We start from the raw sequence: 24,156 nt of genomic DNA on the forward strand, positions 1-24,156 counted from the left end.
GGCCGCTGGTGGCCGGCGGCCTACGCGCCGGCCGACCTGGTGCGTCCCGCCGTCGCGATGACCGCGTCCGGGGAGGCTGCCCTGCTGAACAGCACGACGGCGGCCGCGGCCGAGGCGATGTTTGCCGCTGCCGCGCGGGACGGCGTGTCGATGGTGCTGGCGAGCGGCTACCGCTCGTACGCCACCCAGGTGGCCACGTACAACAGCTATGTGGCGGCGCGGGGCCAGGCGGACGCCGACACCGCCAGCGCGCGCCCGGGCTATTCGGAGCACCAGACGGGGTGGGCGTTCGACATTGCGGACGGCAACGGGGCCTGCGGGTTCCAGCCGTGCTTCGCGGACCAGCCCGCGGCCGTGTGGGCCAAGGCGAACGGGCACCGGTTCGGGTTCGTGGTGCGCTACCCGTGGATGTTCCACCCCATCACGGGGTACTACTACGAGCCGTGGCACCTGCGGTACATCGGCGTCGAGGCGGCTACGGATATGGCTTCCAAGGGCATCTTCACGCTGGAGGAATACTTCGGCGTGGAGGCGGCGCCGGGGTACCTGTAAGCCGGAGAAGTCATTCCGCGCAACTCTTCAGCCCCAGGACAGTGATGGAGACAAGATACCAGCGCTATTGTGCGGTCCGCTCGTCAATGATCTTGTCTACCGTCTCTTCGTTCGGGCACGGCTGGTCGTCGACCGGGCAGTTTCCGTCCCAAGGCACGCCGCTCTTGGCCGTCATGACCTCAACACACATCGTGCAGAGGACCTTGATCTGGGTTGCGATGGTCATCTCGGTTTCCTCGTACCCGCAGAGGGCTTTCCGCCAGACGACATCACGGCAGCAGACGAAGTGGACCATCTCGTCCGGGTTCTGCTCCAGCTTGTGCTTCACTTCCCACACAGGAGTGTGCCGAACTTCCAGTGTTCCGGCGTCCTCGACCGTTTGTGCTATCTCCACGTCTTGGTCCGTCATGGTCTCCCCCAAATTTGTGTGCAAGTAACCCGGGCTCGCGGTGGCTCACCCTATGGGCCGTAATGCGTGATTCACCGACCCTATGAAGGCCGTCCCACAGCCAGCAACGATCTTGATTAAAGCCTGAGCAATAACTTGGGGACCGGCGGGTGTTCCGTAGGCTTTCGGGCTCCCGGGCGACTTCCGGCGTGAAATAGCCCCCCTCTTATGTTTGGGGACCCCTTCCAGCCTCCACTACGTTGGTTCTTATGCTGACTGGATTCAAAAATTTCATCATGAAGGGCAACGTGGTTGACCTTGCCGTCGCCGTTGTCATCGGCACCGCGTTCGGGTCGGTGGTGACGGCGCTGGTGAACAAGGTGCTGATGCCCTTTGTCGCCGCGGTGGTCGGTTCGCCGAACTTTGACAGCTTCGCCAGGGTTGACCTCAACGGCAACGCCATCGAGTTCGGCGTCCTGCTGACGGCCATCGTCAATTTCCTGCTGATCTCGGCCGCCATCTACTTCGTGGTGGTCATGCCGATGAACCTGATGATCGAGCGCCGCAACCGGCGGCTGGGGATCGGCCAGGACGTGAAGAAGGAGTCGGCGGAGGACCCGCAGATTGCGCTGCTGACCGAAATCCGCGATGCACTGAGAAGCCGGGCTTCCTAGCTGTCACACTAAGATCCTCCGGGACGTAAGGAGGGCAGTCTGCCTAGTGGAGGGTGTGCGCGTGAGTCTTGAAATACATGTCACGGCTGTCCAGCAAAGCACGATCCCGCCCTACGCGTACACGCAAGGTGCCGCGGCCCAGTCAGGCCATGAATTAGTGTGCGCAGGAGCCCTGCGCTACGACGTTCGCCAAGTTGATCGGGTTCTCCGTGCTTGCGCCGCAGATCTCGCTCATCTACCGTCCCATGACCCGCCCCCGGTCTGTGTTGAGGGACTCGGCACCTTTGCCCTCGGAGCAGTAGAACAAGACTGGGTAGAGGCATTACAGCTCGGCGCACGGAGGCAGCAAGCAAGCGGTAATTGGGTTCAGGTGATCCCGATTGATCCTCCCTCCACGGTGGATATTCCGGACATGGCCAAGAGCCTGGGCGAAGGGCCGGATCCGGTTTGGCAGTGGCTGGTGCGCCCTTGGAACCTAGCCGTGCCACTGGAGAGCCATCTGGTCACGACACTCGGAGTCCTTACCAAGTCCTCACCGCCAGTGTCGATCTTCCGATGGGAAGTCGATCAGTGGGAGGCGTTGGATAGCCCGGCAGATCAAGTGGATCGAGCCGCTGTGCGTGTGACGCCAATCGGCCTGCTCTCGGCAGTGGTTGCCGATTGGTCCCTCGCTCTCTCCCTCGGAGTTGGCGAAGGCCTTCAACGTGTCGGATCAGAGTGGATGCGAACTCGATGAGCTTTTCCACGGCCAAATAAAAAGTCTCGGGAAGGAGACGGCAGTGAAGTACATCCTTGTTCTGCAATGGTCGGTTAACTCAGAGGATGACTACGATGAGCTCATCGCGATGGAGGATCTGCTCGAGGAAAACTTCCCGGGTGCGCACGGCTTCGTGGACGGCCACGACTTCGGCACCACCGAAATGAACATCTTCATCTGTAGCGACCTGCCTCTCATAGCGTTTCAGGACGCGATGACATCGCTTCGTTCCAGCACACGGTGGACTGACGTAAAGTCGGCATACAGGCGAGCCGATGAAGATCGGTACGTAGTCGTTTGGCCGAAGACGCTTAAAGCGTTTTCAGTGTCATGACCTCAGCTCGGGCCTGCGCCATGCAAACTGCCAGGAACGGCGGTTGGACCGGCCACGGTGCTTGGGTGACGGCCAGCCATTGCTGGTTCACACAATTTCGTCCTGGCGGTGGGCTAATACATCAAAGCGTTTTGCACTACAGAGTCAGACCTGCGGCCTCGGTTAGGTGGCCCCGGCCCTTACGCTTCGCGGGCACCCGTCGGATGGCCACGCCAAGATGGGCGACGACGCGCGTCAAGCCAACCGGGACCCTCCGGTCGTCCATGATCAGCCTTCGATGAACAAGTAGCCGGCTAGAGTGTGAGCCTCCTTAGCAGCCTCAAGCACCCTTCGGGCACTCGCCCTCTCCTTGGGCGAGATTACATCAAAGTCCAGAACTCGTGGAAAGTCCTCCAACCACGCCGCCAATTGGAAAAAGTTCAACATCGCGTCCGAGTACGGCCAAATGAAGTCGACGTATCGCACTCCGATAGCAGTCGCTGCGCGACAGAACTTTAGGAAGGGTTCGCCCGGCGGTTCCACAAAGGTTCTCATCGTTTCGTGCAACTGATTCTGCACATGAATTGTTAGTTCAATGGCCATTCCATCACCTCATTGTGTCGTCGGCATCCGTTAGTACCGTCTTCTGTGGAACGCTCCGTGGGACACTCACTCTTGCAGCAGATCCCGTCCCTGTCGTCGTAGTTCAGTCATGGCTTCTTTCTTCGGTGACTACCCTGAGTACGCCGAAGGGCTCTCCATCGATGTCGTGGCTGTCCATTGATTCGATCCCGGCCATTTTGTTCCCATCCATCCATCGCGGCCACTACTAGCAACGTACAGTTCAGGGTATTTACCAAGAATCTCTTCGGAAGAACGGGCATAGATAAAGGCCCAGAGCCCTCCCACCCCATAGTCGTAGCAAATCAGAAAACGTTGCTTGTCCATGGGTTATCTAGACATCTACGGCTCGCTCGATGACCCGGCCGGCATTTCCTCGCATGGGCGCTGTCAGTGGTCGCCGTGCGTTTCAGCGCTTCTTCGTAGCCGCAGTGCCCGGCCGCGTTTGTCCTGGAGATACCCTGGGGTTCCAGTCCGTCGACTTCCCCCTTCCAGCCTTCGTTCTCCGCCCTGTCTCGCCTGCCATGAGGTCGGCTTCGATTTCGTCCAGCCGGAGGATCATTCGCGGTTCCACGTGCAGCATGGGGCAGCGGATGCAGGCGTGCTCGTGCGCGCAGGGCGTGCCGTAGGGCCGGCCGCAGAAGCCGAGCTCAACTTTGCGTTTGTCGAAGTGTTCCTCGAATTCCTCCCATTCGATATTAGTTACCAGCGCATACTCGTGGTCAGGCCGCAACGCTCGTCGGTTGGCCATGTGCATCTGGTGGTGGCCGACCACGTCCTCGTCGAACACCGCAAAGTAGCCCCGGCTGATCTGGAGGCCCGCATGTCGTAGGAGAGCAGCGCCAACGTGGATGGGCAGCCCGTTGGTCGCAGCTGGAGATCACCCTGCCTCCATGCCTACAACAGAGGCGTCAGAAAGACAGATGCCGCGCGGGCACTTAGTCCAGATAACTCACGAGTCCACTTTCCGGGGACCACTTCATTCCCCGGAGGCTGGCCTCTTGCTGCCGCTCTACTCGCTAACGAGTTCCAGAGCCAGTTCGGTGCGGACCACCTGGGCCAGGTGCTCGGCGATGGACTGGGCGGTTTCCTCGTCGCCGGCTTCCACCATGACGCGGACCACGGGCTCGGTGCCGGAGGGGCGGAGCAGGACGCGGCCGGTGTCGCCGAGGGTGGCCTCCGCGGTGGCCACCGCCTGCGCGAGGACCTCACTGCTGCCGACGCGGGTGCGGTCCACGCCTTTGACGTTGATGAGGACCTGCGGGAGCTTGGTCATCACGGTGGCCAGCTCCTTGAGTGGCTTCTTGGTCAGGGCAACCTGGGCGGCCAGCTGCAGGCCGGTGAGGAGTCCGTCGCCGGTTGTGGCGTAGTCGGAGAAGATGACGTGGCCGGACTGTTCCCCGCCGAGGTTGAAGCCGCCCTCGCGCATGCCTTCGAGGACGTAACGGTCTCCCACAGCGGTTTCGCGGATGCTGATACCTGCCTCCCGCAGCGCGATCTTGAGGCCGAGGTTGCTCATCACGGTGGCCACCAGGACGTCATCCTTCAGCTTGCCTGAGTTTTTGAGGGCCACGGCGAGGATGGCCATGATCTGGTCGCCGTCCACCTCGTTGCCCTCATGGTCCACGGCGAGGCAGCGGTCGGCGTCGCCGTCGTGGGCGATGCCGAGGTCGGCGCCATTCTTCACCACGGCTTCCTTAAGCGGGCCGAGGTGGGTGGAGCCGACGCCGTCGTTGATGTTCAGCCCGTCCGGCTCCGCGCCGATGACGATGACGTTGGCGCCGGCGTCCTTGAAGACCTGCGGGGAGCAGCCGCTGGCGGCGCCGTGGGCGCAGTCCAGGACCACGGTGAGTCCGTTGAGGTTGTGCGGCAGCGTGCCCAGGAGGTGGACAATGTAGCGGTCCTCGCGTCGGAGAAGCGCTGGATGCGTCCCACGTCGGCGCCGGTGGGGCGAACGGCCTCGTTGGCCATCTGCGCCTCGATGGCGTCCTCCACATCGTCGGGAAGTTTCTGGCCGCCGCGGGCGAAGAACTTGATGCCGTTGTCCGGTGCGGGGTTGTGCGAAGCAGAGATCATGACGCCGAAGTCGGCATTCAGGTCCGCCACCAGGTAGGCCGCAGCAGGGGTGGGAAGGACCCCGGCGTCATAGACGTCGACGCCGGAGCTGGAGAGCCCGGCCTCCACCGCTGCGGCGATGAATTCGCCACTGGCGCGGGGGTCGCGGGCCACCACGGCGCGGGGCCGGGAGCCGTTGGAGTTGCGGTCGTGGCCGAGCACGACGGCGGCCGCCTGGGCCAGCTGCATGGCCAGCTCTGCTGTCAGCAGGCCGTTGGCCAGCCCCCGGACACCATCAGTTCCAAATAATCTAGACACCGGTCAAGTGTAGAGGATGGGGTCCTCAGTGCTTTAAACGGCAGGCCAGGCGACCTTGGAGATGGTTTGGGCGGTCAATGAGGGAGCTGAAACTTCTTCCAGGCTCCGCTCACACGCTGAGACGTCAAATGCCAGCCCCTGCATCTGTCGCAGGGATATAGGCTCTTCTCATGTCGCGTTCTATCCCCGCGACAACGGATACGACGCAGAGCTTGGGCAGCAGCCTGGCGGGTGGTGTAACGAATTTTTTTGCAGTCAAGCACGGCGAAGTCCAGTAAAAGGAAGTCGCGCGGCTCATTTCCACACTTGATCGCCTGTCTAGTACAGGTCGACCCAAACCCACTCGAAGTGGCTGGTCACCCGCCACGGTAGCCGAGCCCGGCAACTCAAGCAAGAGCGCCAGCAAGGCAACACCAAACAGACGTTAAAAAGCAGAAGCCCACCCCACCATTGGCGGGACGGGCTTCTGTGCAAGCGGGATTAGCGCTTGGAGTACTGCTGAGCCTTGCGGGCCTTCTTGAGACCGGCCTTCTTACGCTCGATGACGCGGGCGTCGCGGGACAGGTAACCGGCCTTCTTCAGCGTGGCGCGGTTGTTCTCGACGTCGATCTCGTTAAGCGAACGGGCGATGCCGAGGCGCAGGGCGCCGGCCTGGCCGGAGATGCCGCCGCCGTGGATGCGGGCGATGACGTCGTAGGCGCCTTCGAGATCAAGGATCTTGAAGGGCTCGTTGACGTCCTGCTGGTGCAGTTTGTTCGGGAAGTAGTTCGCCAGCTCGCGGCCGTTGATGGTCCACTTGCCGGTGCCGGGCACAACGCGGACGCGTGCAACGGCTTCCTTGCGGCGGCCAACAGCTGCGCCGGCAACGGTCAGGGCCGGGCGCTCCTTCTTGGGAGCGGCTTCGGCAGCCGAGCTCTCAGAGGTGTAGCTGGTCAGGTTTTCCTCGGCCTCAACGGCTCGGTGGTCAGTTCTTCGTTCTGAGCCACGATTCTCCTTGTATTAAGTAAGTTGTTTGGTGGCCAGGACTACTGGGCGACCTGGGTGATTTCGAAAGTCTTGGGCTGCTGGGCGGCGTGCGGGTGCTCAGCACCGCGGTACACCTTCAGCTTGCCGAGCTGCTGGGCAGCCAGGGAGTTCTTGGGGAGCATGCCCTTGATGGCCTTCTCCACGGCGCGGACCGGGTTGGATTCCAGCAGTTCCGCGTAGTTGACGGAGGTCAGGCCGCCCGGGTAGCCGGAGTGGCGGTAAGCACGCTTCTGCTCCAGCTTGGCGCCGGTCAGGGCTACCTTTTCAGCGTTGATGATGATGACGAAGTCGCCCATGTCCATGTGGGATGCATAGGTGGCCTTGTGCTTGCCGCGCAGCAGGATTGCGGTCTGGCTTGCAAGACGACCAAGGACAACGTCTGTGGCGTCAATGACGTGCCACTGGCGGTTGATATCGCCGGGCTTCGGGGTGTACGTACGCACGGTGTTTGCCTCGTTCTTGTTCTGGCGTTCTTGTTTAGGTGTCACTAGCTCGTGCACCTACTGTCTGCGCGCTACCGGAACAGAGGTGAGGGCTCTATGTAACCAGTCATCCTGTGGTTCCGAATGTGTCCGTTGAGTAGTCATCCTGCAACCGGATTCTCAAGCGGGCACGCACCATCGGAATAGGACACGCACAACGACTACCAAGATTAGCGCGTCAGGGGGTTCAGGGTCAAAATGGGGTAGCCGGACGGGATGCCAGGTCTGCCGGCCTGACGAACGCAGGGGGTCGCGGTGCTGGATACAGGTTATGACGGTTTGGCCGACTGGCTGCTCGTCGTCGGTATCGGAATCCTAGGCGTTGCCCTCTCCCCCGTTGCCGAGGTGCTGATAGCAAAGCAACTTCCGCGGTTGGGCGGCCTGCCCACCCCTCTCGCGCGAATCACGACGTCGGTTATCACCGGGTTCGCGTGCGCCGCCTTTACTTTTCGGTTTGGAATTGGAGTCGAACTGCCGGCGTTTATATTCCTTGCTGTTTTAGGGGTACAGCTGGCACGGATCGACATAGAACATCATTTGCTGCCCAACCCGCTGGTACTAGCACTGCTCACTGGCGGCCTTCTACTGCTTTTAGCACCAGGAATATTCCATCAGCAGTCTGACGATCTGCTGCGCGCGGCGCTTGGGGCGCTGATTCTGTTTGCTGGCTACCTTGTTTTGGGACTGATTTCGCCCAGAGGTATTGGAATGGGCGACGTAAAGCTCGCAGCTCCCGTCGGCCTGTACCTCGGGTACCTAGGCTGGAGCCAGATACTGTACGGCGGCCTCCTTGGGTTCATCCTCAATGGCGTTGTCACAGCAGTCGCCCTCAGTAGAAGAGGGCGGACAGGCCCGACAGAAGTGGCACACGGACCTTCCATGCTTGGCGCCATGGCCGGCATCACTCTCTTCATGCCGTAGCCGCCCCAACTTGGGCCGCCTCAGTTTTCCTGGCATACACAGAGCACGATCCAAGTAGTCGGTCACGTAGTCGCCCCCCCTTCCTGAGTACTACCTCTTTGTTTCAAGTACGCAGTTTTCAGCGACTTTAAAAAAGTCGAGTACCACTACTCATTGTTGCCCACTTCCCCAAATGACAATCTCTTCTTAGCGAAGTCCAGCCGCTAAAGAATTATCGGGGGCAGCTGGAGATTCGTTGAAATAAATTCAATCCATTTCACCGAATTAAGGAAATTACAATGACTTCTCTTATGGTCTCAATGACGGCCTTTATTGCCGGCGTCAAGGATCGCCTCACCCGTGAAGAAAAGGGCGCAACGATGGTGGAGTACGGCATCATGGTCGCCTTCATCGCTGTGATTGTTATGGCTGCGGTGATTATCCTCGGCCCGGAGATCGCCGGTCTCTTCACCGACGTATCCACCGCAATCCCGTAAGCCGCGGTTGGGCGGGGCGGGACTGCACCTGGCGGTCTCGCCCCGCTTTCATTTCAGCACCACAACCTGCTGCCGCCGGCCGCAGGACCAATGTTTAGGACTCACTCAGGGGACAGTCTTGAAACGGAAACCAAAAGAGCGGGGCGCGGCCGCAGTCGAAATGGCAATAGTCCTACCGCTACTGCTCGTCATACTCATTGGGACCATGGAGTTTGGTCGAGTGTTTAACGTCCAAAATTCCTTGACCCAAGCGGCACGGGCAGGAGCGCGGCATGCTGCGATCCATCACAGCGACGCAACTTTGGACGTCGAGGGAACAGTCTTGGCTGCAGCACCATCGTTGAGTGGCCTGGCTGTCGCAGTATCGGACAACGCGGCCAGTTGCGCTTCCGGGGCGGACGTGGAGGTTACGACCAGCGTTGATTTGGCATCGATGACCGGCTTTCTCGATATCGGCTGGTTCGGTTCACCGGGGCTCTTTCCCATAACTCTGACGGGCGTAGGGGTGATGAGATGCGGTGGCTGATGTTTGAGAAGCACAACCGCGAGGACAGCAGCGAACGAGGGGCGGCAGCGTCATCGTCACCTTCTCGCTTGTAGCACTCCTGGGGTTCACGGCTCTGGCTGTTGACGTGGGAGCCATGTACGCCGAGAAGGCGCAACTGCAGAACGGAGCCGACGCTACTGCCCTGGCAATCGCCGGCGACTGCGCAAATGGCATCAGCTGCCCAACAGCCATGGCGGATCCAGACAATCGTCTTGCCGATGCGAATGCCAACGATGCTTCAAGTGGCGTTTTCTCGGTTACCCAACCCACTACTTCCAGCGTCCGCGTGGAGACCAATGCCCAGGCGTCGGGATCAACAGACGACAGCTTCGCTCTGTATTTCGCTCGGATCCTGGGTCAGGAATCGAGTGTCATCCATGCGACCGCCGTTGCATCGTGGGGGTCCCCATCCGCGGCAACAACTTTGCCCTGGACCATAAGCCAATGCGTTTTCGAGAAGTACCTGTCGCCTGCCCAACTGGCCGAGTTGAACTCAACCGGGTCCTTCACGGGCGACCCCATTCCCACGCACATTCTGTTGCGCTATGACGAAAACACACCGGACTATCCCGGATGCGTTCCACAAAACGGATATGCGGAAGGTGGCTTCGGGTGGTTGGACCGGGACACCGGGTGCTCAGCAGACATCGATATCGCAGAAGCTGAGGTCGGCAACGATCCAGCAACGACTTTCCGAGCGAATGCACGGGCATCATTGCCACGCTTCTGGATGAACCGATCCTCATTCCGATCTTCAGTACCGCAACTGGTACTGGACAGCACGCAACCTACGCACTGGCAGGCTTCATCGCATTTCAAGTCACCGGATACAAATTCGGCGGCGGTCCTTCGCTGACCAACCTTGACCCTGCCGCCCCCTCTTGCACTGGCAATTGCCGTGGCATCCAGGGCTACTTCACCCGTTACGTTTCCCTCGCTGAAGGGTTGGCTACGACCGGTGGAGCACCGAACTACGGAGCAACCGCAGTTTGGCTTTCGGAGTAGCCAATAGGCCCTCCACCCGTGAAACAGCATTAGAACTGAAGGGGTAACAAGTGAAATCACGCCTACTGGGAGGCTTAGCTGCATTACTACTAGCAGTAGTTGGAGCTGTTCTCCTTTTCGCTTATGTTCAGGGCGCATCGGCCCGCGCCCAGGCGGGCCTCGAGCCCGTCAGCGTCCTCGTTGTCACCGAGCAGGTACCGGCCGGCACTAAATCCTCGGAGCTTGGCGGCAAGGTACGGACCGAATCACTGCCGAAGTCAGCGGTGCCAGAAGGCGCCTTGGCCACCTTGGATGAGCAGGCCGGGAAAGTCACCGCGGTTGCACTGGAACCGGGCGAACAGTTGCTGGCTGCCCGCCTTGTTGATCCCCGCGATCTCGTGCCAGGTACCGTGCCGGTTCCGGAAGGACTTGAAGAAGTTACGGTTCTCCTCACGCCGGAACGCCTTCTGGGCGGACGCATCGAGGCCGGCGACACGGTTACTGTCTACACTTCGTTCGAGGCGGAGGAAAGCATTCCAGCGGATGCGCCGGTGCCCGCAGAGCTGAGGGGCTGGAAGCAGTCCACAGGTATTCTCTTTCATGACGTCCTGGTGACGGCAGTCCAGAAGGCGGCCCCTGAAACCAAAAAATCCAGCGGCAATGGCGACCAGGACACCGCACAGAGCGAAGTCGAAATGCCTAACGGGTCCGCTTTCGTAACCGTAGCGAGGAGCGATGCGGACGCCGCAAAGCTCGTCTTTGGCGCAGAGTTCGGCACCATCTGGCTGGCAAAGCAGACCGACACCAGCACAAAGAGCGACCCCCCTGTCACCACATTCGGCGGGCTGTACTGATGAGCCGTTTCGTAGCAGTCACAGCTGTACGCGATTTTGAAGGACGCATTCGCCAAGCGATCACGGGAGCGCTCCACGGCGAACTGCAGACTCTCACACCCGACGTCATGACAGGCGGACCGGACGACGTCCTCAAGCAGCTCAGCGGTGCACCGCTCGAGGTTCTCATCCTCGGCCCCGGAGTTTTGCCGGATGATGCTTTGAAACTGGCAACCGTATTTGACCTGCAGTACCCCGAAATCAGCCTCGTCCTGATCGCAGAGCCGAATCCCGAGCTAGTGCTCCGTGCAATGCATGCCGGTATTCGCGACGTGGTGACGTCGGAAATTGGCCTCAGTGAGCTGAGGGTCCTTCTAGAACGCGCATGCCTGGCGTCCGCAAGCCGGCGCCGGGGGATGGCTCCGGCAGCAGAAAGCTCACAGGACCGCGGAAGGGTCATTGCAGTCATGTCTCCGAAGGGCGGTGTGGGTAAGACTACTGTCGCTACCAATCTGGCCATCGGGCTGGGCAAAGTAGCCCCCATGGGCGTCGTGCTCGTGGATTTGGACCTCCAGTTCGGTGATGTTGCCTCCGGCCTTCTGTTGGAACCCGAGCACTCGATCACAGATGCCGTGCACGGTGCCGCTTCCCAGGACTCCATGGTTTTGAAGGCGTTCCTGACGGTGCACCCCGCTGGCATCTATGCTCTTTGCGGACCGAAGACTCCAGCAGAGTCGGACTCTGTTACAGCCGAGCACGTCAGCCGGCTTATCAACCAGCTCGCCAGCGAGTTCAAGTATGTTGTAGTTGATACGGCTCCCGGACTGGGCGAGCACGTCTTGGCAACCCTGGAATTGGCCACAGACGGCGTATGGGTTTGCGGCATGGACGTACCAAGCATCCGGGGGCTGCACAAGAGTTTTGCCGTTCTGCGGGAACTCCAGCTCCTTCCTCAGGGTCGCCACACTGTTCTGAACTTCGCTGACCGCAAAAGTGGAATCTCCGTACAGGACGTCGAAGCGACCATTGGGGTACCGGTGGACACAGTCATTCCGCGCTCAAAAACCCTTCCCTTCTCCACGAACAGGGGGATCCCGATCCTGCAGAGTAACGTGCGGGACTCTGCGTCCAAGGGCCTGAAAAAGCTGGTCGACCGTTTCGACCCGCAATGGATTGCTTCACCTCAAACCAAACTTCACCGACGGGTGGTGGTGTCATGAAACTCTCGGATCGTTTGTCACGAAATAGCGGCAGCCCAGCAGCTTCCGGGCAGACCGCAGGACCGGTTAGCGCACAAGAACCGCCAGCACCGCTGGTAGTTGCGCCGCCCCTGTCGCCTCCCCCGACCCTGTCGGGTTCAGCAGGGCAAATGGCCGTGGCCGCAGCCCCGGCTGTCGATGCGCTGGCAGGGCTTAAGCAAAGGGCAGCCCAGGCGCTCTTCGAACGTATGGGTACGCGTTTCGGCGACACCGCCTCCTCGGAGGACGCCCTGCGTGCTTCCGCCGTTGAGGAGCTCTCCGCGGTTATTGACGAGGAACAAGTCCCTCTGTCCCCGGAAGAACGCCGGCGGCTGATCCGCGAAATCGCCGATGAGGTCATGGGTTTCGGACCCCTGCAACGGCTCCTGGAAGATCCGTCCGTGACAGAAATTATGGTCAACCGTTTCGACCAGATCTATATTGAACGGCACGGCAAACTGACTCTTACCGGTACCAGGTTCAGTTCAGATGACCACCTTCGCACCGTTATCGAGCGCATCGTTTCAAAGGTGGGCCGCCGGATCGACGAATCATCCCCACTTGTCGATGCCCGGCTGGAGGACGGTTCCCGCGTCAATGCCATCATTCCCCCACTGGCCGTGAACGGTCCGTCCCTCACCATCCGCAAATTCAGCAAGGTACCGCTGACCGTGCAAAACCTGATCGATTGGGGTTCCCTGACGCCGGAAATGGCTGAACTGCTGAGCGCCTGCGTTCGTGCACGCCTGAACATCATCGTGTCCGGAGGTACCGGCACCGGCAAAACGACACTGCTCAACGTCCTTTCGTCATTCATCCCACCGGACGATCGCATCGTCACCATTGAAGACGCAGTGGAACTGCAACTGCAGCAGGAACATGTCGTCCGGTTGGAGAGTCGGCCACCAAACATAGAAGGCAAAGGTGCCGTCAACATCCGTGAACTGGTCCGAAACTCCCTGCGAATGAGGCCGGACCGCATTATCGTCGGAGAAGTCCGAAGCGGAGAGTCCTTGGACATGCTGCAGGCCATGAACACCGGGCATGACGGGTCGCTGTCGACGGTCCACGCAAACTCACCCAGAGACGCCATTGCCCGGCTGGAAACCCTCGTACTCATGGCAGGGATGGACCTCCCACTCCGCGCCATCCGCGAGCAGGTGTCCTCGGCTGTAGATCTCATCATCCAAGTAACCAGGCTCCGTGACGGTACCCGCCGCGTCACACACGTGACCGAGGTGCAGGGCATGGAAGGTGACATCGTAACCCTCCAGGACGCCTTCTTGTTCGACTACTCGGCCGGTGTTGATGCCCAGGGACGCTTCCTGGGCAAGCCCATTGCCACTGGGATCCGTCCCCGCTTCCTCGATCGCTTCGCCGAGCTGGGAATCGGCGTTTCGCCCGCTGTCTTCGGGGCCGGCACTGCTGCTGTGGGAAGGAGATAGCGGTGGACTCCCCCATAACGTTTGTCATCGCCGTTGCGCTTTGCCTCTCGGCAATAGTGTTGGTCACGTTTGTTGTTTTCAAGCCCCAACTTGGATCTATCCCAATCGAACGTAGGCGCCTGGGGACGCAGCAGGATACGTCAGCTGTATCCCGGGTCTCACATACCGCTATTGCTGCCGTCGAAAATGTCATCGGTGAGTCTGGTGGCCCTTACAACCGGGAGGTGCTTTACAACGCGGGAGTAAAGATGGCCCCGGCGGACTTCACTGCAGGGGTAGGCATAGCTTCAATACTTGTTGGTGCCTTTGCCGCGCTTCTTACCCATCCGTTCCTTGGTATCCTCTGCGGAATAGCGACGCCTTTCCTGGCCAAAGTCCTGCTGGTCGTCATGAGAGACAGACGTCGCGCCAAGTTCCAGGAACAGCTGACCGACACCATTCAAATGCTTATCGGCGGCCTTCGTGTAGGTCACAGCGTTCTTCGATCCGTCGAAGCAGCAGCCCAGGAGGCTGATGCTCCAACATCCGAGGAACTGCTTCGCATCGTGAACGAGGCCCGGATCGGCAAGGACCCGCGTTTCGCATTCGAAGATGTGGCCGACCGGATGGACAGCGAAGATTTCCGCTGGATTGCCCAAGCAATTCAAATCAATCGCGAAGTCGGTGGCGACTTGGCAGCCGTCCTGGAGGAAGTCGCAGGCACTATTCGCGAACGCAGCGAAATCAAGGGGCAAGTTCGAGCGCTCAGTGCTGAGGGAAAAATGTCAGCCTTGGTACTGATGGCCATGCCGTTAGGCGTGGCAGTGATCCTGGCGTTCATCAATCCTGGCTACCTCAACGTCTTTGTCGAGCATCCGATCGGTCTCTTGATGCTCGTGGGCGGTTTCATACTGTTCGCTGTTGGCGGCTTCTGGATGAGCCGCGTCGTGAAGATCAAGTTCTAGGGGGGGACACCATGACGCCGTTGGGATTTCTGTCCATTGCTTTGGTAGTGCTACCTCTCGCCTACCTTGTCTGGGCTTTCTTTACCACCGATCGCAAAGCGGCCCTTGCCGTCCAAACGAATTTGACTCACGGGTTCACCCAGGAGGGAGGTGCCGCAATACAGCGGCCGCCGGCTCTCCTGGACCTGTCCAAACGTTTGACGCCCACTGGTTACGAAGCGAAGTTGGACCGGTGGCTTTCACTGGCGGGCCGGCCCGCATCGCTTCCTCTGGAGAGGCTTATCATCGGCAAGCCCCTGCTTGCCCTGGCGGGTGCAGTTCTGGGGCTGCTGATGTTCGCAAAGTCACCATCACCTCAAGTTGTCGCTTTAGGACTTGGCCTGTCCGCTCTCCTGTATTTCCTTCCTGACCTGTTGGTCTACAACAAAGGCGTCAAGCGCCAGCAGGAGATCGAACAAGAACTGCCGAACACCTTGGACCAGCTGCTCATTTCGGTCGAGGCCGGACTCGGCTTCGAGGCGGCCATGGCAAGGGCAGGCGGGTACGGGGGCGGGGCGCTGGCGCAGGAGCTGATGCGCACTCTCCAGGACCTCCAAGTTGGTCGTCCGCGGCAGGAAGCCTACGAAGCCCTGGCCCAGCGCTCGTCGGTTCAGGATCTGAAGAGTTTTGTGCGGGCCGTAGTGCAAGCCGACAAATACGGCATAGGTATTGCCAAGGTCCTCCGGACCCAGGCCAAGCAGGCAAGGGTCAAGCGGCGGCAACGGGCAGAGGAAAAAGCGATGAAGCTACCCGTGAAGGTATTGTTTCCGCTTCTCCTGTGCATCTTCCCGGTGCTCTTCATAGTTCTCCTCGGACCGGCTGCCATCAAGATCATCGAGGCCTTTAGCTGATCAGTAGGCAGCACTGCGCCACCCCGGCGCCCCATAGACCGGACCCCCTCGGCACCCAGAACCGAGGGGGTCCGTTTGTGTGCCCGCACCACAGGGATTCCCAGCATCAGCGCAGCGAAAAGCAAGCAAAGGCGCAGGAAAAGTGCGGGAGTGAAAGCGTTTGCGCAGGATGCTCCAAGATCCGGCTTTTGAGCCAATTCCGGTTGCTAACTTCGTTTCAGTGCTGGTGCAGGACCAGCCATCCGTCTCGCACAGGAGTCTCAAAATGCTTTCTCTCTACACCAACCTCATGGCCCGCCTCCGTACCGAGGAAAAGGCGCTACCGCCGTTGAGTACGGCATCATGGTCGCGCTCATTGCCGTGGTCATTATCGTCGCCGTCAGCACCCTGGGTGGCACTCTCAACGACATGTTCACCAACGTTGAAACCAAGATCCCGGCTCCCACGACTGCTGCCACCACGACCCCGTAGTAGCACATTCCCCGAGCGCGGTTCCGGCCCCCCCATATCGGAACCGCACCCCCAACAAGGCCCAAGTAAGAACCAGCAAATCCAGGAGGAGGTGCAGCAGGTGACACACGATTCGGAGCGCGGAGCAGCCGCCGTCGAATTCGCGATCCTGTTGCCCCTCCTCCTGATGTTGGTCCTGGGCACCATCGAGTTCGGCCGCGCCTACAACGCGCAGATCACGCTCACCAACGCAGCGCGCGACGGCGTCCGGGTCATGGCCATCGCCAACGATCCGGCCGGCGCGAAAACTGCAGCGATAAACGCTGCGGCCTCGGTCAGCAGCATCCCCGCTTCAGACATCAGCCTCAGCACCACGGCCTGCAGCACCGGGAACCAGGTGACGCTCACCATCAAGTACAACCTGTCCACCATCACCGGCATCGCCGGGCCGTTCCCCCTGACGGGCAGAGGAGTCATGCTGTGCGGCGGGTAAGCGGCCAGGACCATGCGGAGAAAGGCGCCGTCAGCGTCATCGTCGCCATCCTCCTGGTCACGCTCCTCGGCTTCACAGCCATCGCCGTCGACGTCGGCGTCATCTACTCCGAACGCGCGCAGCTGCAAAGCGGCGCGGACGCCTCCGCAATCGCCCTGGCACAGAAATGCGCCAGGGACGCCACGGATGCACAATGTTCGACGACGTCCACCCTCGCCGGGAGCCTGGCCAACCAGAACGCTCTGGACGGCATGAGCAAGGTCCACAGCATCCAGCTGGACAAGACCGCCCGGACGGTCAGCGTCACCACCAGCGCCAAGGAAACCGGCGGGAAAGACAACTCTGTCTCGCTCTTCTTCGCCAACGCGATCGGCATCCCCTCCAAGGAGGTGGGCGCCCGGTCCTCGGCAGCGTGGGGCAGCCCCAAGGCGGGCCGCACCGCGTTCCCCCTGGCGTTCTCCATCTGCCAGGTCAAGGACAACATCGGCGGCGCGCTCCAGCTCCTCCAGGAACACGGCAAGAACGCCAACGCCGACTGCAACTACGGCCCGTCCGGCGCCGCGGTCCAGGGCGGCTTCGGCTGGCTGGTCCAGGACGCCGGCAAGTGCGGCGGCACCATCGACCTCGCTGTCAGCGAGGGCGGCAGCGACCCCGGCAACAACGCCCCCGGCAACTGCTCCACGGAGCTCAACCGCTGGGCCAGCGAAATGGCGGCCGGCAGGGACGTCATCGTCCTGCTTCCCGTGTTCGACAAGGTCACCGGAACCGGTGCAGGCGCCATCTACGGAATGGTGTCCTTCGCCGCCTTCAAGGTCACGGGATGGAAATTCAGCGGCGACAGCACCCTCCCGTACACCCACCAGAACCGCGCCTCAACCACCACCGGCGTCACCTCCGCCACCGAATGCCGCGGTGAGTGCCGCGGCATCATCGGAAAATTCGTCAAATACGTCTCCCTCGCCGACGGCTACACCCTCGGCCCGGTGGACCAGTACGGCGCCACCATCGCGCGGCTCACCCTCTGAACACGCCCCACGAACCCACGGAGTAACACAGTGAAGTCTCGCCTGCTCGCCGGAACGGCCGCCGTCGCCCTGGCGCTCGTGGGGGCAATCCTCATCATCTTCTACGCCAACGGCGCCGACCAGCGGGCCCTGGCCTCCACCGAACCGCGCGACGTCCTGGTGGTGAAGGAGGCCGTTCCCGCCGGCACTCCGGTCAACGACATGGCCGCCAGCCTGGTCATCGAAAAGGTTCCCGCCGCGGGCGTGTCAGACACCGCCCTCAGCACCCTGGACGGCAAGGCCGGCACGGTGGCCGCAGTGGACCTGGTCCCCGGCGAGCAGCTCCTGGCCGAGCGGCTGGTCGCCCCGGAGGAAGCCAAGGAAAGCGGCGCCGTGGAAGTTCCCGCCGGGCTGCAGGAAGTCTCCTTCCAGCTGGAGCCGCAGCGCGTCGCGGGCGGGCGGATCAATGTCGGCGACCACGTAGGCATCGCCCTCAACTTCGAAAACGGCGCCTACAAGGCGAAGGCGGAAGACGCCACTACCCAGCTCACCCTCCGCAAGGTCCTGGTCACCGCCGTCCAGCGCGCCCCGCAGGCCGCGAGCGCGGAAACCTCTGAAGACGGCACCAACCCGCAGGACACCACCCTCCCCGAAGGCTCCCTCATGCTCACCGTCGCCGTCACGGACGTGGACGCCGCCAAGATCATCTTCACATCCATCAACGGCAGCCTCTGGCTCACCAAGGAACCCCTGGACGCCGAAGACAACGGCCCCCGGTCGAACGCAAGGAAGTGGTGTACAAGTGAGCCGCTTCGTCCTCCTCTCCCCCAACGGCGAGTTCGACCAGAAGCTGCGCGCCGCCGTCGCCAACGGCCTGCGCGGCACCGTGCAGACCATCGCCTCGGACATCCTCCCGGCAGGCCCCGCCGAGCTGTTTTCCCTGCTCAACCAGGAGCAGCCGGAGGTCCTGATCATCGGCCCGGACGTGCCCTACGAAGAAGCACTCCGGTTCGCCAAGGTGTTCGACGTCCAGCTCCCCGGCCTCAGCCTGGTCCTGGTCAGCGACATCGAGCCGGACTTCCTCCTGCACGCCATGCGCGCCGGCATCAGGGACATCCTGAGCCGCAGGCGGACGCGGCGGAAATCCGCGTCCTCCTGGAACGCGCCTGCCAGTCCTTCGCCACCCGGCACCGCAACCACGAGGCACCGCCCACGGAAAACGGCGGCAAGGGCCTGGTCATCGGCGTCTTCTCCCCCAAGGGCGGGGTCGGCAAGACCACCCTCGCCACCAACATCGCCATCGGCCTGGGCCAGATCGCGCCCATGAGCGTGGTGATCGTGGACCTGGACCTGCAGTTCGGCGACGTCGCCTCCGGCCTGTACCTGACCCCGGAGCACACCGTCACTGACGCCGTCACCCCGGCGGCCGCGCAGGACCCCCTGGTCCTCAAGGCCTTCCTCACCGTGCACCCGGCAGGCATCTATGCGCTCTGCGCCCCGCCGAACCCGGTGGACGCGGACCACATCACGCCCGAGCAGGTCAGCCGCCTTATCGAGCAGCTGGCCCAGGAATTCCAGTACGTGGTCATCGATACCGCGCCCGGCATGCCGGAAATTGGCCTGGCCGCCATGGAACAGTGCACCGACGTGGTGTGGGTCAGCGCCATGGACGTCCCCAGCCTCCGCGGCCTGCGCTCCGGCCTGGAAGTCCTCCGCCAGCTGGACATCATGCCCGAGTCCCGGCACGTGGTCCTGAACATGGCGGACGCCAAGGCCGGCCTCAACGTCCAGGACGTCGAGTCCACTATCGGCGCGCCCGTGGATGTCAGCGTCCCCCGGTCCCGCGCCGTGGCCCTGTCCACCAACCGGGGCATCCCCGTCCTCCAGGAATCCAGGAAAGACCCTGCCGTGAAGAGCCTCCGCCAACTGGTGGAGCGGTTCAACCCGGCGTGGCGTACCCAGACACAGCGGAAGCTTCACCGAAGGGTGGTCATCTGATGAAACTCTCCGAACGGATCAGCGCGGCCCAGGACCGCGGCCAGGCATCCGGCGCGGCCACCGCCGTGCTGGAGCGTCCCGTCTCCGCCGCCCCGGACACTTTTCCGGGCACGACGGCGGAAGGGCACCTTCCCGCGCGCCCCGCCGTCGTGGTGCCAGCGCCCGACGCCGGCACCCAGCAGGTGCCCACGGCACCCAAGGTGGATGTCTTCGCCGCCATGAAGCTGCGTGCGGCCAACGCCCTTTTCGAACGGATGGGCGCCCGGTTCAACGACGCAGCGGTCACCGAGCAGGAACTCCGGAGCACCGCCAAGGAGGAACTCTCCCGCATCATCGACGCCGAGCAGGTTCCGCTCACATCCGAGGAACGCACCCGCCTGGTCCGCGACGTTGCCGACGACGTCCTGGGCTACGGCCCCCTCCAGCGCCTTCTCGACGATCCGGACGTCAGTGAAATCATGGTCAACCGGATGGACCAGATCTATGTGGAACGCAAAGGCAAACTGACGCTGTCCGAGTCCCGGTTCAGCTCCGAGGAGCACCTGCGCAAGGTCATCGAGCGGATCGTGTCCAAGGTAGGCCGCCGCATCGACGAGTCGTCCCCCCTGGTGGACGCCCGGCTCGAGGACGGCTCCCGCGTGAACGCCGTCATCCCGCCGCTGGCGGTGGGCGGATCCTCGCTCACCATCCGTAAGTTCAGCAAGACGCCCCTGACCGTCCGCAACCTGATCGACTTCGGCACCCTGACCCCGGAGATGGCCGAACTGCTCAATGCCTGCGTCAAGGCAAAGCTGAACATCATCGTCTCCGGCGGCACGGGCACCGGTAAGACCACCCTCCTCAACGTCCTCTCGTCCTTCCTTCCGGCGGACGAACGGATCGTCACCATCGAGGACGCCGTGGAACTCCAGATCCAGCAGGAACACGTGGTCCGGCTCGAAAGCCGCCCGCCCAACACCGAAGGCAAGGGTGAGGTGACCATCCGCGAACTGCTGCGGAACTCGCTGCGTATGCGCCCGGACCGGATCGTGGTGGGTGAGGTCCGCGGCGGCGAATCGCTGGACATGCTGCAGGCAATGAACACCGGCCACGACGGCTCGCTGTCCACCGTGCACTCCAACTCCCCGCGCGACGCCGTGGCCAGGCTCGAGACCTTGGTGCTCATGGCCGGGATGGACCTGCCGCTGCGGGCCATCCGGGAACAGATCGCTTCCGCCGTGAACCTCATTGTGCAGATTTCCCGCCTCCGGGACGGGTCCCGGCGCATTACGCACGTCACCGAGGTGCAGGGTATGGAAGGGGACATCGTCACGCTCCAGGACGCCTTCGTCTTCGACTACTCCGCCGGCGTGGACGCGCAGGGACGGTTCCTGGGCAAGCCCGTGGCCACGGGAATCCGGCCCCGCTTCATCGACCGCTTCGAGGACCTGGGCATCCACGTGTCCCCGTCGGTCTTTGCATCACCCCTGAACCCCGCCGGCACCACCACTCCCGGAAGATAGGCGCCACCGTGATCCTCGCAACCGGAGCCGTCATCCTGCTCACCGCCGTCTGCCTGCTGGGCGTGGCCGTGATCCTGCCCGGCGCCCCCTCGGTGCCGCTGGACCGCCGTCGTCCGTTCGACGCCGACCCGCCGTCCTCCCTGGCGCGCTTCTCGCTAACCGCCGTCCGCTCCTTCGAACGGCTCCTGGCCGGGCGGAACCTCACCCTGTTCTCCCGCCCCCAGCTTGAGAACGCCGGGCTCCGCCTCAGCCAGGCGGAATTCTTCCTCCTGGTGGGGATCGGCGCCTGCATCGGCATGCTGGTGGGAACTGTAACCGTGGGCCCGCTGGTGGGGCTCCTCCTTGCCCTGCTGGCACCCATGATCGGCAAACTCGTCCTCGGGTTCCTGGCCGGAAAACGCCGGGCGGCCTTCGACGGCCAGCTCGGTGACACCCTCCAGCTCCTCTCCGGAGGACTCCGTGCCGGGCACAGCATCCTGCGCGCCATCGACGCGGCGGCGGCCGAGTCGCAGAAGCCGACCTCGGAGGAGATGCGGCGGGTGATCACCGAGACCAGCCTGGGCCGCGACCTGCTGGCCGCGCTCAATGACACGGCCGACCGGATGAAGAACGAGGATTTCGTCTGGATTTCGCAGGCCATCCAGATCAACCGGGAAGTGGGCGGCAACCTCGCCGACGTCCTGGACCAGGTCAACGAAACCATCCGCGAGCGCGCGGAGATCAAGGGCCACATCAAGGCACTGGCGGCGGAAGGCAAGTTCTCCGCCTACATCCTGATCGCCATGCCGTTCGGCATCGTGGCCATGCTGCTCACCGTGAGTCCCACCTACATGGACTCAATGTTCACCCACCCACTGGGCTGGGCCATGATCGGCGCGTCCTTTGTCCTCATGACCATCGGCGCGCTGTGGATGCGCAAGATCATCAACCTGAAGTTCTGAGGACCCCGTGAACGTCATCATCCTCCTCTCCGTCCTGCTGGTTTGTGTCCCGCTGGCGGTCCTCGCCTGGTCCGCCCTGACAGTCGACAAGCAGGGCCGGCTGGCCGTCGGCGAACTCCTCGGCCGCGGCGCCCCGCCCGTCGCCGCGGCGCCGGAAACGAGGCCCGGGCTGCTCGAAGGCATCGGCCGCCGCCTCACTCCCCCCGCCTACGTGGCGTTTCTTGACCGGCTACTGTCCCTGGCCGGCCGCCCGGTCTCCATGCCGCTGGGCAAGGTGCTGGGGTCCAAACTCGCCATCGGCCTGGCAGGCATCGCCGTCGGCATCTACCTGACCGCCATCGGCAGTACTCCGCTCATGAAGCTGTCAGGCCTTTTCGTCCTGTTCCTGGGCTACTTCATTCCTGACCTGCTGCTGTACAGCAAGGGGCAGGAGCGGCAGAAGGTCATCCAGCTGGAGCTCGCCAACACCCTGGACCAGATGCTGATCTCCGTGGAGGCCGGCCTCGGGTTCGAGGGCGCCATGGCCCGGGCCGGGGAGAACGGGAAGGGGCCGCTGGCGGAGGAGCTGGTCCGCACGCTGCAGGACATGCAGGTGGGCCGCAGCCGCCGCGAGTCCTACATCGCCCTGGCGGAACGGACCAACATCCCGGAGCTGCGGAGCTTTGTCCAGGCCGTGGTCCAGGCGGACACCTACGGGATCGCCATCAGCCGGGTCCTGCGGGTCCAGGCCAAGGTGATGCGCGTGAAGCGCCGGCAACGGGCAGAGGAAAAAGCCATGAAACTTCCGGTGATGATCCTCTTTCCGCTGCTGTTCTTCATTTTCCCCGTCCTCTTCATTGCCATCCTGGGCCCTGCCGTGGTTAATACCGTGATGACGTTCAGCGGCCAATGACAGCCGCAAGGGCCGCTGAAGAGTCGGTCAAGGTTTACACAGATTCGCCCAAAATAGGCCAACGAAAGAATTCCAGGAAGTAGCCTTGAACAATGCACAGTCCAGATTCCGGCTCCAGCAGCGAGGGCCTTTCTGCCGGCCCCTTGCCGGCCGGGATCACAGCGCCCAGCCTTTCCGCGCCCTCACAGGAAGCGGCCGGGCTCTTGCCGCTCATTGACGCCGCCGTCCTGGACGAACTGGAAGACGAACTGGCCGGAACCGGGCTGGCCAAACGCTTCGCACGCGACTATGCGGCCATGTGGGACCAGCGCTATTCGCGCCTCGCCGCAGCGGTCCACAGCCAGGACAGCGAGTCGGCACTGGATGCAGCCATCAGCCTGAAGATCAGCTCCGCCATGGTGGGCGGCGTTCGCCTTGCCAAACTGGCGGAGCTGCTGGAAACACTGATCCGCCTGGGTGACTTTGGCCAGGGCAAGGTCCTGATGGAGCGCGTAGCCATGGACGGCGGCCTGACCATCACCGAGCTCCAGTCCACCTACATCCTGGGAACGGACTAGGTCTTTCCCACGGGCCTTGCCGGTGCCAGCCGGTAGCCCACGCCACGCACGGTCTGCAGCCAGCGCGGCTGCAGCTGGTCCTCCTTGAGCTTGCGCCGCAGGTTGCCGATGTGGACTTCGACGGCCCGCTCGTCCGCCTCGCTGATGTACGTGTCCTCGTCGTAGAAGTCGCCACGGACCGCCTTCACCAGGTCCGCCCTGGTACACACCGCACCGCCGCCCTTCAGCAGCACGTGGAGAAGGTCGAACTCGCTGCGGGTCAGCGCCAGGGGCTCACCGTTTACCTCCACGGTCCTGGTCCGGTGGTTCAGGACCAGGCCGTTGTGCTGCAGTACGGCCACGTCATGGATCCGGGTTGCAGCGGCAGCGGGCGCGGACGTCCACGCGGCGGGCGCGGGCTTTTGGGCGTTGATTTCGTGCCGCGGCCGCCGCATCATGGCGGCAACACGCGCCCGCAATTCCCTGGGGCGGAAGGGTTTGGCGATGTAGTCGTCCGCCCCCGCGTTCAGCGCGGAGAGCAGGTCCGGCTCCTCGGTCCTGCCCGTCAGCATTACCACATAGGCGTTGCTGAAATGGCGGATCCTCCGGAGGACCTCAAACCCGTCAATATCCGGCAGGCCGATGTCCAGCGTCACCACGTTGGCCTGCTTGCTGCGGACCACCTCAACCCCGGCCCGCCCGTCACATGCTGTATGGACTTCGAAGCCGGCCTGGCTCAGGACCCCTTCCAGGAGGTTCCGAACGTCGGCATCGTCTTCGATGACCACAGCTACACCAAGATCGTCGTCCATTGCTATCCCCATGCCAGGCGGATACGACCCCCCATCGGCCCAGCGCCAATGCCATACCCGCTCC

At 62.5% G+C, this 24,156-nt stretch carries 24 protein-coding genes and 4 pseudogenes; 21 read left to right on the top strand and 7 right to left on the bottom strand.

The genetic code is table 11. The features are described from left to right. The coding region (locus tag G205_RS14825; protein WP_009358692.1) for a M15 family metallopeptidase at positions 1-552 on the top strand (552 nt) is incomplete at its 5' end. Positions 553-616: 64 nt separating this feature from the next. On the opposite strand, the gene G205_RS14830 is transcribed toward G205_RS14825, so the two are convergent. Then, entirely contained in the window at positions 617-961 is a 345-nt protein-coding gene (locus G205_RS14830; protein WP_009358693.1) for a hypothetical protein, read from the bottom strand. Between the two features lie 248 nt (positions 962-1,209). Between G205_RS14830 and mscL the strand changes: the two genes are divergently transcribed. Both mscL and G205_RS14840 read left to right on the top strand, forming a co-directional pair. Then, positions 1,210-1,614: a large conductance mechanosensitive channel protein MscL gene (gene mscL / locus G205_RS14835; RefSeq protein ID WP_009358694.1), complete on the top strand. Its 405-nt coding sequence runs from the start codon at positions 1,210-1,212 to the stop codon at positions 1,612-1,614. Between the two features lie 704 nt (positions 1,615-2,318). Continuing rightward, on the top strand, positions 2,319-2,705 hold the full coding sequence (locus G205_RS14840; protein ID WP_052014145.1) for a hypothetical protein: 387 nt from the start codon (positions 2,319-2,321) through the stop codon (positions 2,703-2,705). Positions 2,706-3,714: 1,009 nt separating this feature from the next. Here G205_RS14840 and G205_RS14850 read toward each other — a convergent pair. From G205_RS14850 to rplM, 4 genes and pseudogenes are all read right to left on the bottom strand, one after another. Further along, a complete protein-coding gene (locus tag G205_RS14850; protein WP_235046935.1) occupies positions 3,715-4,056 on the bottom strand; it encodes a hypothetical protein in 342 nt (113 codons plus the stop codon). Between the two features lie 261 nt (positions 4,057-4,317). Continuing rightward, positions 4,318-5,678: pseudogene (gene glmM / locus G205_RS14855) on the bottom strand (phosphoglucosamine mutase). Positions 5,679-6,158: 480 nt separating this feature from the next. Continuing rightward, positions 6,159-6,664: pseudogene (gene rpsI, locus G205_RS14865) on the bottom strand (30S ribosomal protein S9). A 39-nt stretch (positions 6,665-6,703) separates the two neighbouring features. Next, a complete protein-coding gene (gene rplM, locus G205_RS14870) occupies positions 6,704-7,147 on the bottom strand; it encodes a 50S ribosomal protein L13 (protein WP_009358699.1) in 444 nt (147 codons plus the stop codon). A 294-nt stretch (positions 7,148-7,441) separates the two neighbouring features. On the opposite strand from rplM, the gene G205_RS14875 reads away from it, so the two are divergent. The 12 genes from G205_RS14875 to G205_RS14920 all read left to right on the top strand — a co-directional run bounded on the left by G205_RS14875 (position 7,442) and on the right by G205_RS14920 (position 17,432). Continuing rightward, positions 7,442-8,107 carry a prepilin peptidase gene (locus tag G205_RS14875; RefSeq protein ID WP_009358700.1) on the top strand — a complete coding sequence of 222 codons (666 nt, stop codon included), beginning with the start codon at positions 7,442-7,444 and terminating at the stop codon, positions 8,105-8,107. A gap of 290 nt (positions 8,108-8,397) precedes the next feature. Next, a complete protein-coding gene (locus G205_RS14880) occupies positions 8,398-8,583 on the top strand; it encodes a Flp family type IVb pilin (RefSeq protein ID WP_009358701.1) in 186 nt (61 codons plus the stop codon). A 118-nt stretch (positions 8,584-8,701) separates the two neighbouring features. Beyond that, a complete protein-coding gene (locus G205_RS21230; RefSeq protein WP_009358702.1) occupies positions 8,702-9,109 on the top strand; it encodes a TadE/TadG family type IV pilus assembly protein in 408 nt (135 codons plus the stop codon). A 115-nt stretch (positions 9,110-9,224) separates the two neighbouring features. Next, positions 9,225-9,986, top strand: a complete 762-nt coding sequence (locus tag G205_RS21235; RefSeq protein ID WP_235046936.1) for a hypothetical protein — start codon at positions 9,225-9,227, stop codon at positions 9,984-9,986. A gap of 199 nt (positions 9,987-10,185) precedes the next feature. Then, entirely contained in the window at positions 10,186-10,968 is a 783-nt protein-coding gene (cpaB, locus tag G205_RS14885) for a Flp pilus assembly protein CpaB (RefSeq protein WP_052014150.1), read from the top strand. Further along, positions 10,968-12,167, top strand: coding sequence for a CpaE/TadZ family protein (locus G205_RS14890; protein ID WP_009358704.1), 1,200 nt, complete (start codon positions 10,968-10,970; stop codon positions 12,165-12,167). Before cpaB ends, G205_RS14890 begins: the two co-directional genes overlap by 1 nt. Next, on the top strand, positions 12,164-13,630 hold the full coding sequence (locus G205_RS14895) for a TadA family conjugal transfer-associated ATPase (protein WP_035753283.1): 1,467 nt from the start codon (positions 12,164-12,166) through the stop codon (positions 13,628-13,630). The genes G205_RS14890 and G205_RS14895 overlap by 4 nt, the downstream gene beginning before the upstream one ends. Before the next feature lie 2 nt (positions 13,631-13,632). Next, the gene (locus G205_RS14900; protein WP_009358706.1) at positions 13,633-14,574 is read left to right on the top strand and encodes a type II secretion system F family protein; all 942 of its coding nucleotides are present in this window, start codon (positions 13,633-13,635) and stop codon (positions 14,572-14,574) included. A gap of 11 nt (positions 14,575-14,585) precedes the next feature. Beyond that, positions 14,586-15,464, top strand: coding sequence for a type II secretion system F family protein (locus G205_RS14905; RefSeq protein ID WP_009358707.1), 879 nt, complete (start codon positions 14,586-14,588; stop codon positions 15,462-15,464). Between the two features lie 342 nt (positions 15,465-15,806). Beyond that, positions 15,807-15,935, top strand: coding sequence for a Flp family type IVb pilin (locus G205_RS22995; RefSeq protein WP_235046937.1), 129 nt, complete (start codon positions 15,807-15,809; stop codon positions 15,933-15,935). A gap of 100 nt (positions 15,936-16,035) precedes the next feature. Beyond that, the gene (locus G205_RS14915; protein WP_035753308.1) at positions 16,036-16,407 is read left to right on the top strand and encodes a TadE/TadG family type IV pilus assembly protein; all 372 of its coding nucleotides are present in this window, start codon (positions 16,036-16,038) and stop codon (positions 16,405-16,407) included. Further along, entirely contained in the window at positions 16,395-17,432 is a 1,038-nt protein-coding gene (locus tag G205_RS14920) for a pilus assembly protein TadG-related protein (RefSeq protein WP_009358709.1), read from the top strand. Before G205_RS14915 ends, G205_RS14920 begins: the two co-directional genes overlap by 13 nt. A gap of 101 nt (positions 17,433-17,533) precedes the next feature. On the opposite strand, the gene G205_RS23000 is transcribed toward G205_RS14920, so the two are convergent. Further along, complete coding sequence (locus G205_RS23000; RefSeq protein WP_235046938.1) at positions 17,534-17,686, bottom strand: hypothetical protein; 153 nt, start codon at positions 17,684-17,686, stop codon at positions 17,534-17,536. Between G205_RS23000 and G205_RS23005 the strand changes: the two are divergent. The 6 genes and pseudogenes from G205_RS23005 to G205_RS14955 all read left to right on the top strand — a co-directional run. Continuing rightward, positions 17,634-18,089, top strand: a pseudogene (locus tag G205_RS23005) (RcpC/CpaB family pilus assembly protein); the annotation flags it as partial. The gene G205_RS23000 and the pseudogene G205_RS23005 sit on opposite strands and share 53 nt — an antisense overlap. Positions 18,090-18,213: 124 nt before the next feature. After that, positions 18,214-19,409 (top strand): annotated as a pseudogene (locus G205_RS14935) (CpaE/TadZ family protein). Continuing rightward, complete coding sequence (locus G205_RS14940; RefSeq protein WP_009358711.1) at positions 19,409-20,911, top strand: TadA family conjugal transfer-associated ATPase; 1,503 nt, start codon at positions 19,409-19,411, stop codon at positions 20,909-20,911. The pseudogene G205_RS14935 and the gene G205_RS14940 overlap by 1 nt, the downstream one beginning before the upstream one ends. An 8-nt stretch (positions 20,912-20,919) precedes the next feature. Next, positions 20,920-21,852 carry a type II secretion system F family protein gene (locus G205_RS14945; protein WP_009358712.1) on the top strand — a complete coding sequence of 311 codons (933 nt, stop codon included), beginning with the start codon at positions 20,920-20,922 and terminating at the stop codon, positions 21,850-21,852. 7 nt (positions 21,853-21,859) lie between these two features. Further along, entirely contained in the window at positions 21,860-22,744 is an 885-nt protein-coding gene (locus G205_RS14950; RefSeq protein ID WP_009358713.1) for a type II secretion system F family protein, read from the top strand. 92 nt (positions 22,745-22,836) lie between these two features. Beyond that, positions 22,837-23,301, top strand: coding sequence for an Hpt domain-containing protein (locus G205_RS14955; protein ID WP_009358714.1), 465 nt, complete (start codon positions 22,837-22,839; stop codon positions 23,299-23,301). On the opposite strand, the gene G205_RS14960 is transcribed toward G205_RS14955, so the two are convergent. Then, entirely contained in the window at positions 23,298-24,092 is a 795-nt protein-coding gene (locus tag G205_RS14960; protein WP_009358715.1) for a response regulator transcription factor, read from the bottom strand. The two genes, G205_RS14955 and G205_RS14960, sit on opposite strands and share 4 nt — an antisense overlap. Positions 24,093-24,156: the final 64 nt, after the last annotated feature.

This window comes from Arthrobacter nitrophenolicus (assembly GCF_000332815.1).
GTDB lineage: Bacteria > Actinomycetota > Actinomycetes > Actinomycetales > Micrococcaceae > Arthrobacter > Arthrobacter nitrophenolicus.

Excerpts from the sequence above, each read along its gene's own strand:
- G205_RS14880 (WP_009358701.1), top strand. The coding sequence starts at position 8,398 with ATGGTCTCAATGACGGCCTTTATTGCCGGCGTCAAGGATCGCCTCACC.
- mscL (WP_009358694.1), top strand. The coding sequence starts at position 1,210 with ATGCTGACTGGATTCAAAAATTTCATCATGAAGGGCAACGTGGTTGAC.
- G205_RS14850 (WP_235046935.1), bottom strand. The coding sequence starts at position 4,056 with ATGGCCAACCGACGAGCGTTGCGGCCTGACCACGAGTATGCGCTGGTA.
- G205_RS14955 (WP_009358714.1), top strand. The coding sequence starts at position 22,837 with ATGCACAGTCCAGATTCCGGCTCCAGCAGCGAGGGCCTTTCTGCCGGC.
- G205_RS14895 (WP_035753283.1), top strand. The coding sequence starts at position 12,164 with ATGAAACTCTCGGATCGTTTGTCACGAAATAGCGGCAGCCCAGCAGCT.
- G205_RS14940 (WP_009358711.1), top strand. The coding sequence starts at position 19,409 with ATGAAACTCTCCGAACGGATCAGCGCGGCCCAGGACCGCGGCCAGGCA.
- G205_RS14905 (WP_009358707.1), top strand. The coding sequence starts at position 14,586 with ATGACGCCGTTGGGATTTCTGTCCATTGCTTTGGTAGTGCTACCTCTC.
- G205_RS14960 (WP_009358715.1), bottom strand. The coding sequence starts at position 24,092 with ATGGACGACGATCTTGGTGTAGCTGTGGTCATCGAAGACGATGCCGAC.
- G205_RS14830 (WP_009358693.1), bottom strand. The coding sequence starts at position 961 with ATGACGGACCAAGACGTGGAGATAGCACAAACGGTCGAGGACGCCGGA.
- G205_RS22995 (WP_235046937.1), top strand. The coding sequence starts at position 15,807 with ATGGTCGCGCTCATTGCCGTGGTCATTATCGTCGCCGTCAGCACCCTG.
- G205_RS14890 (WP_009358704.1), top strand. The coding sequence starts at position 10,968 with ATGAGCCGTTTCGTAGCAGTCACAGCTGTACGCGATTTTGAAGGACGC.
- G205_RS21235 (WP_235046936.1), top strand. The coding sequence starts at position 9,225 with ATGTACGCCGAGAAGGCGCAACTGCAGAACGGAGCCGACGCTACTGCC.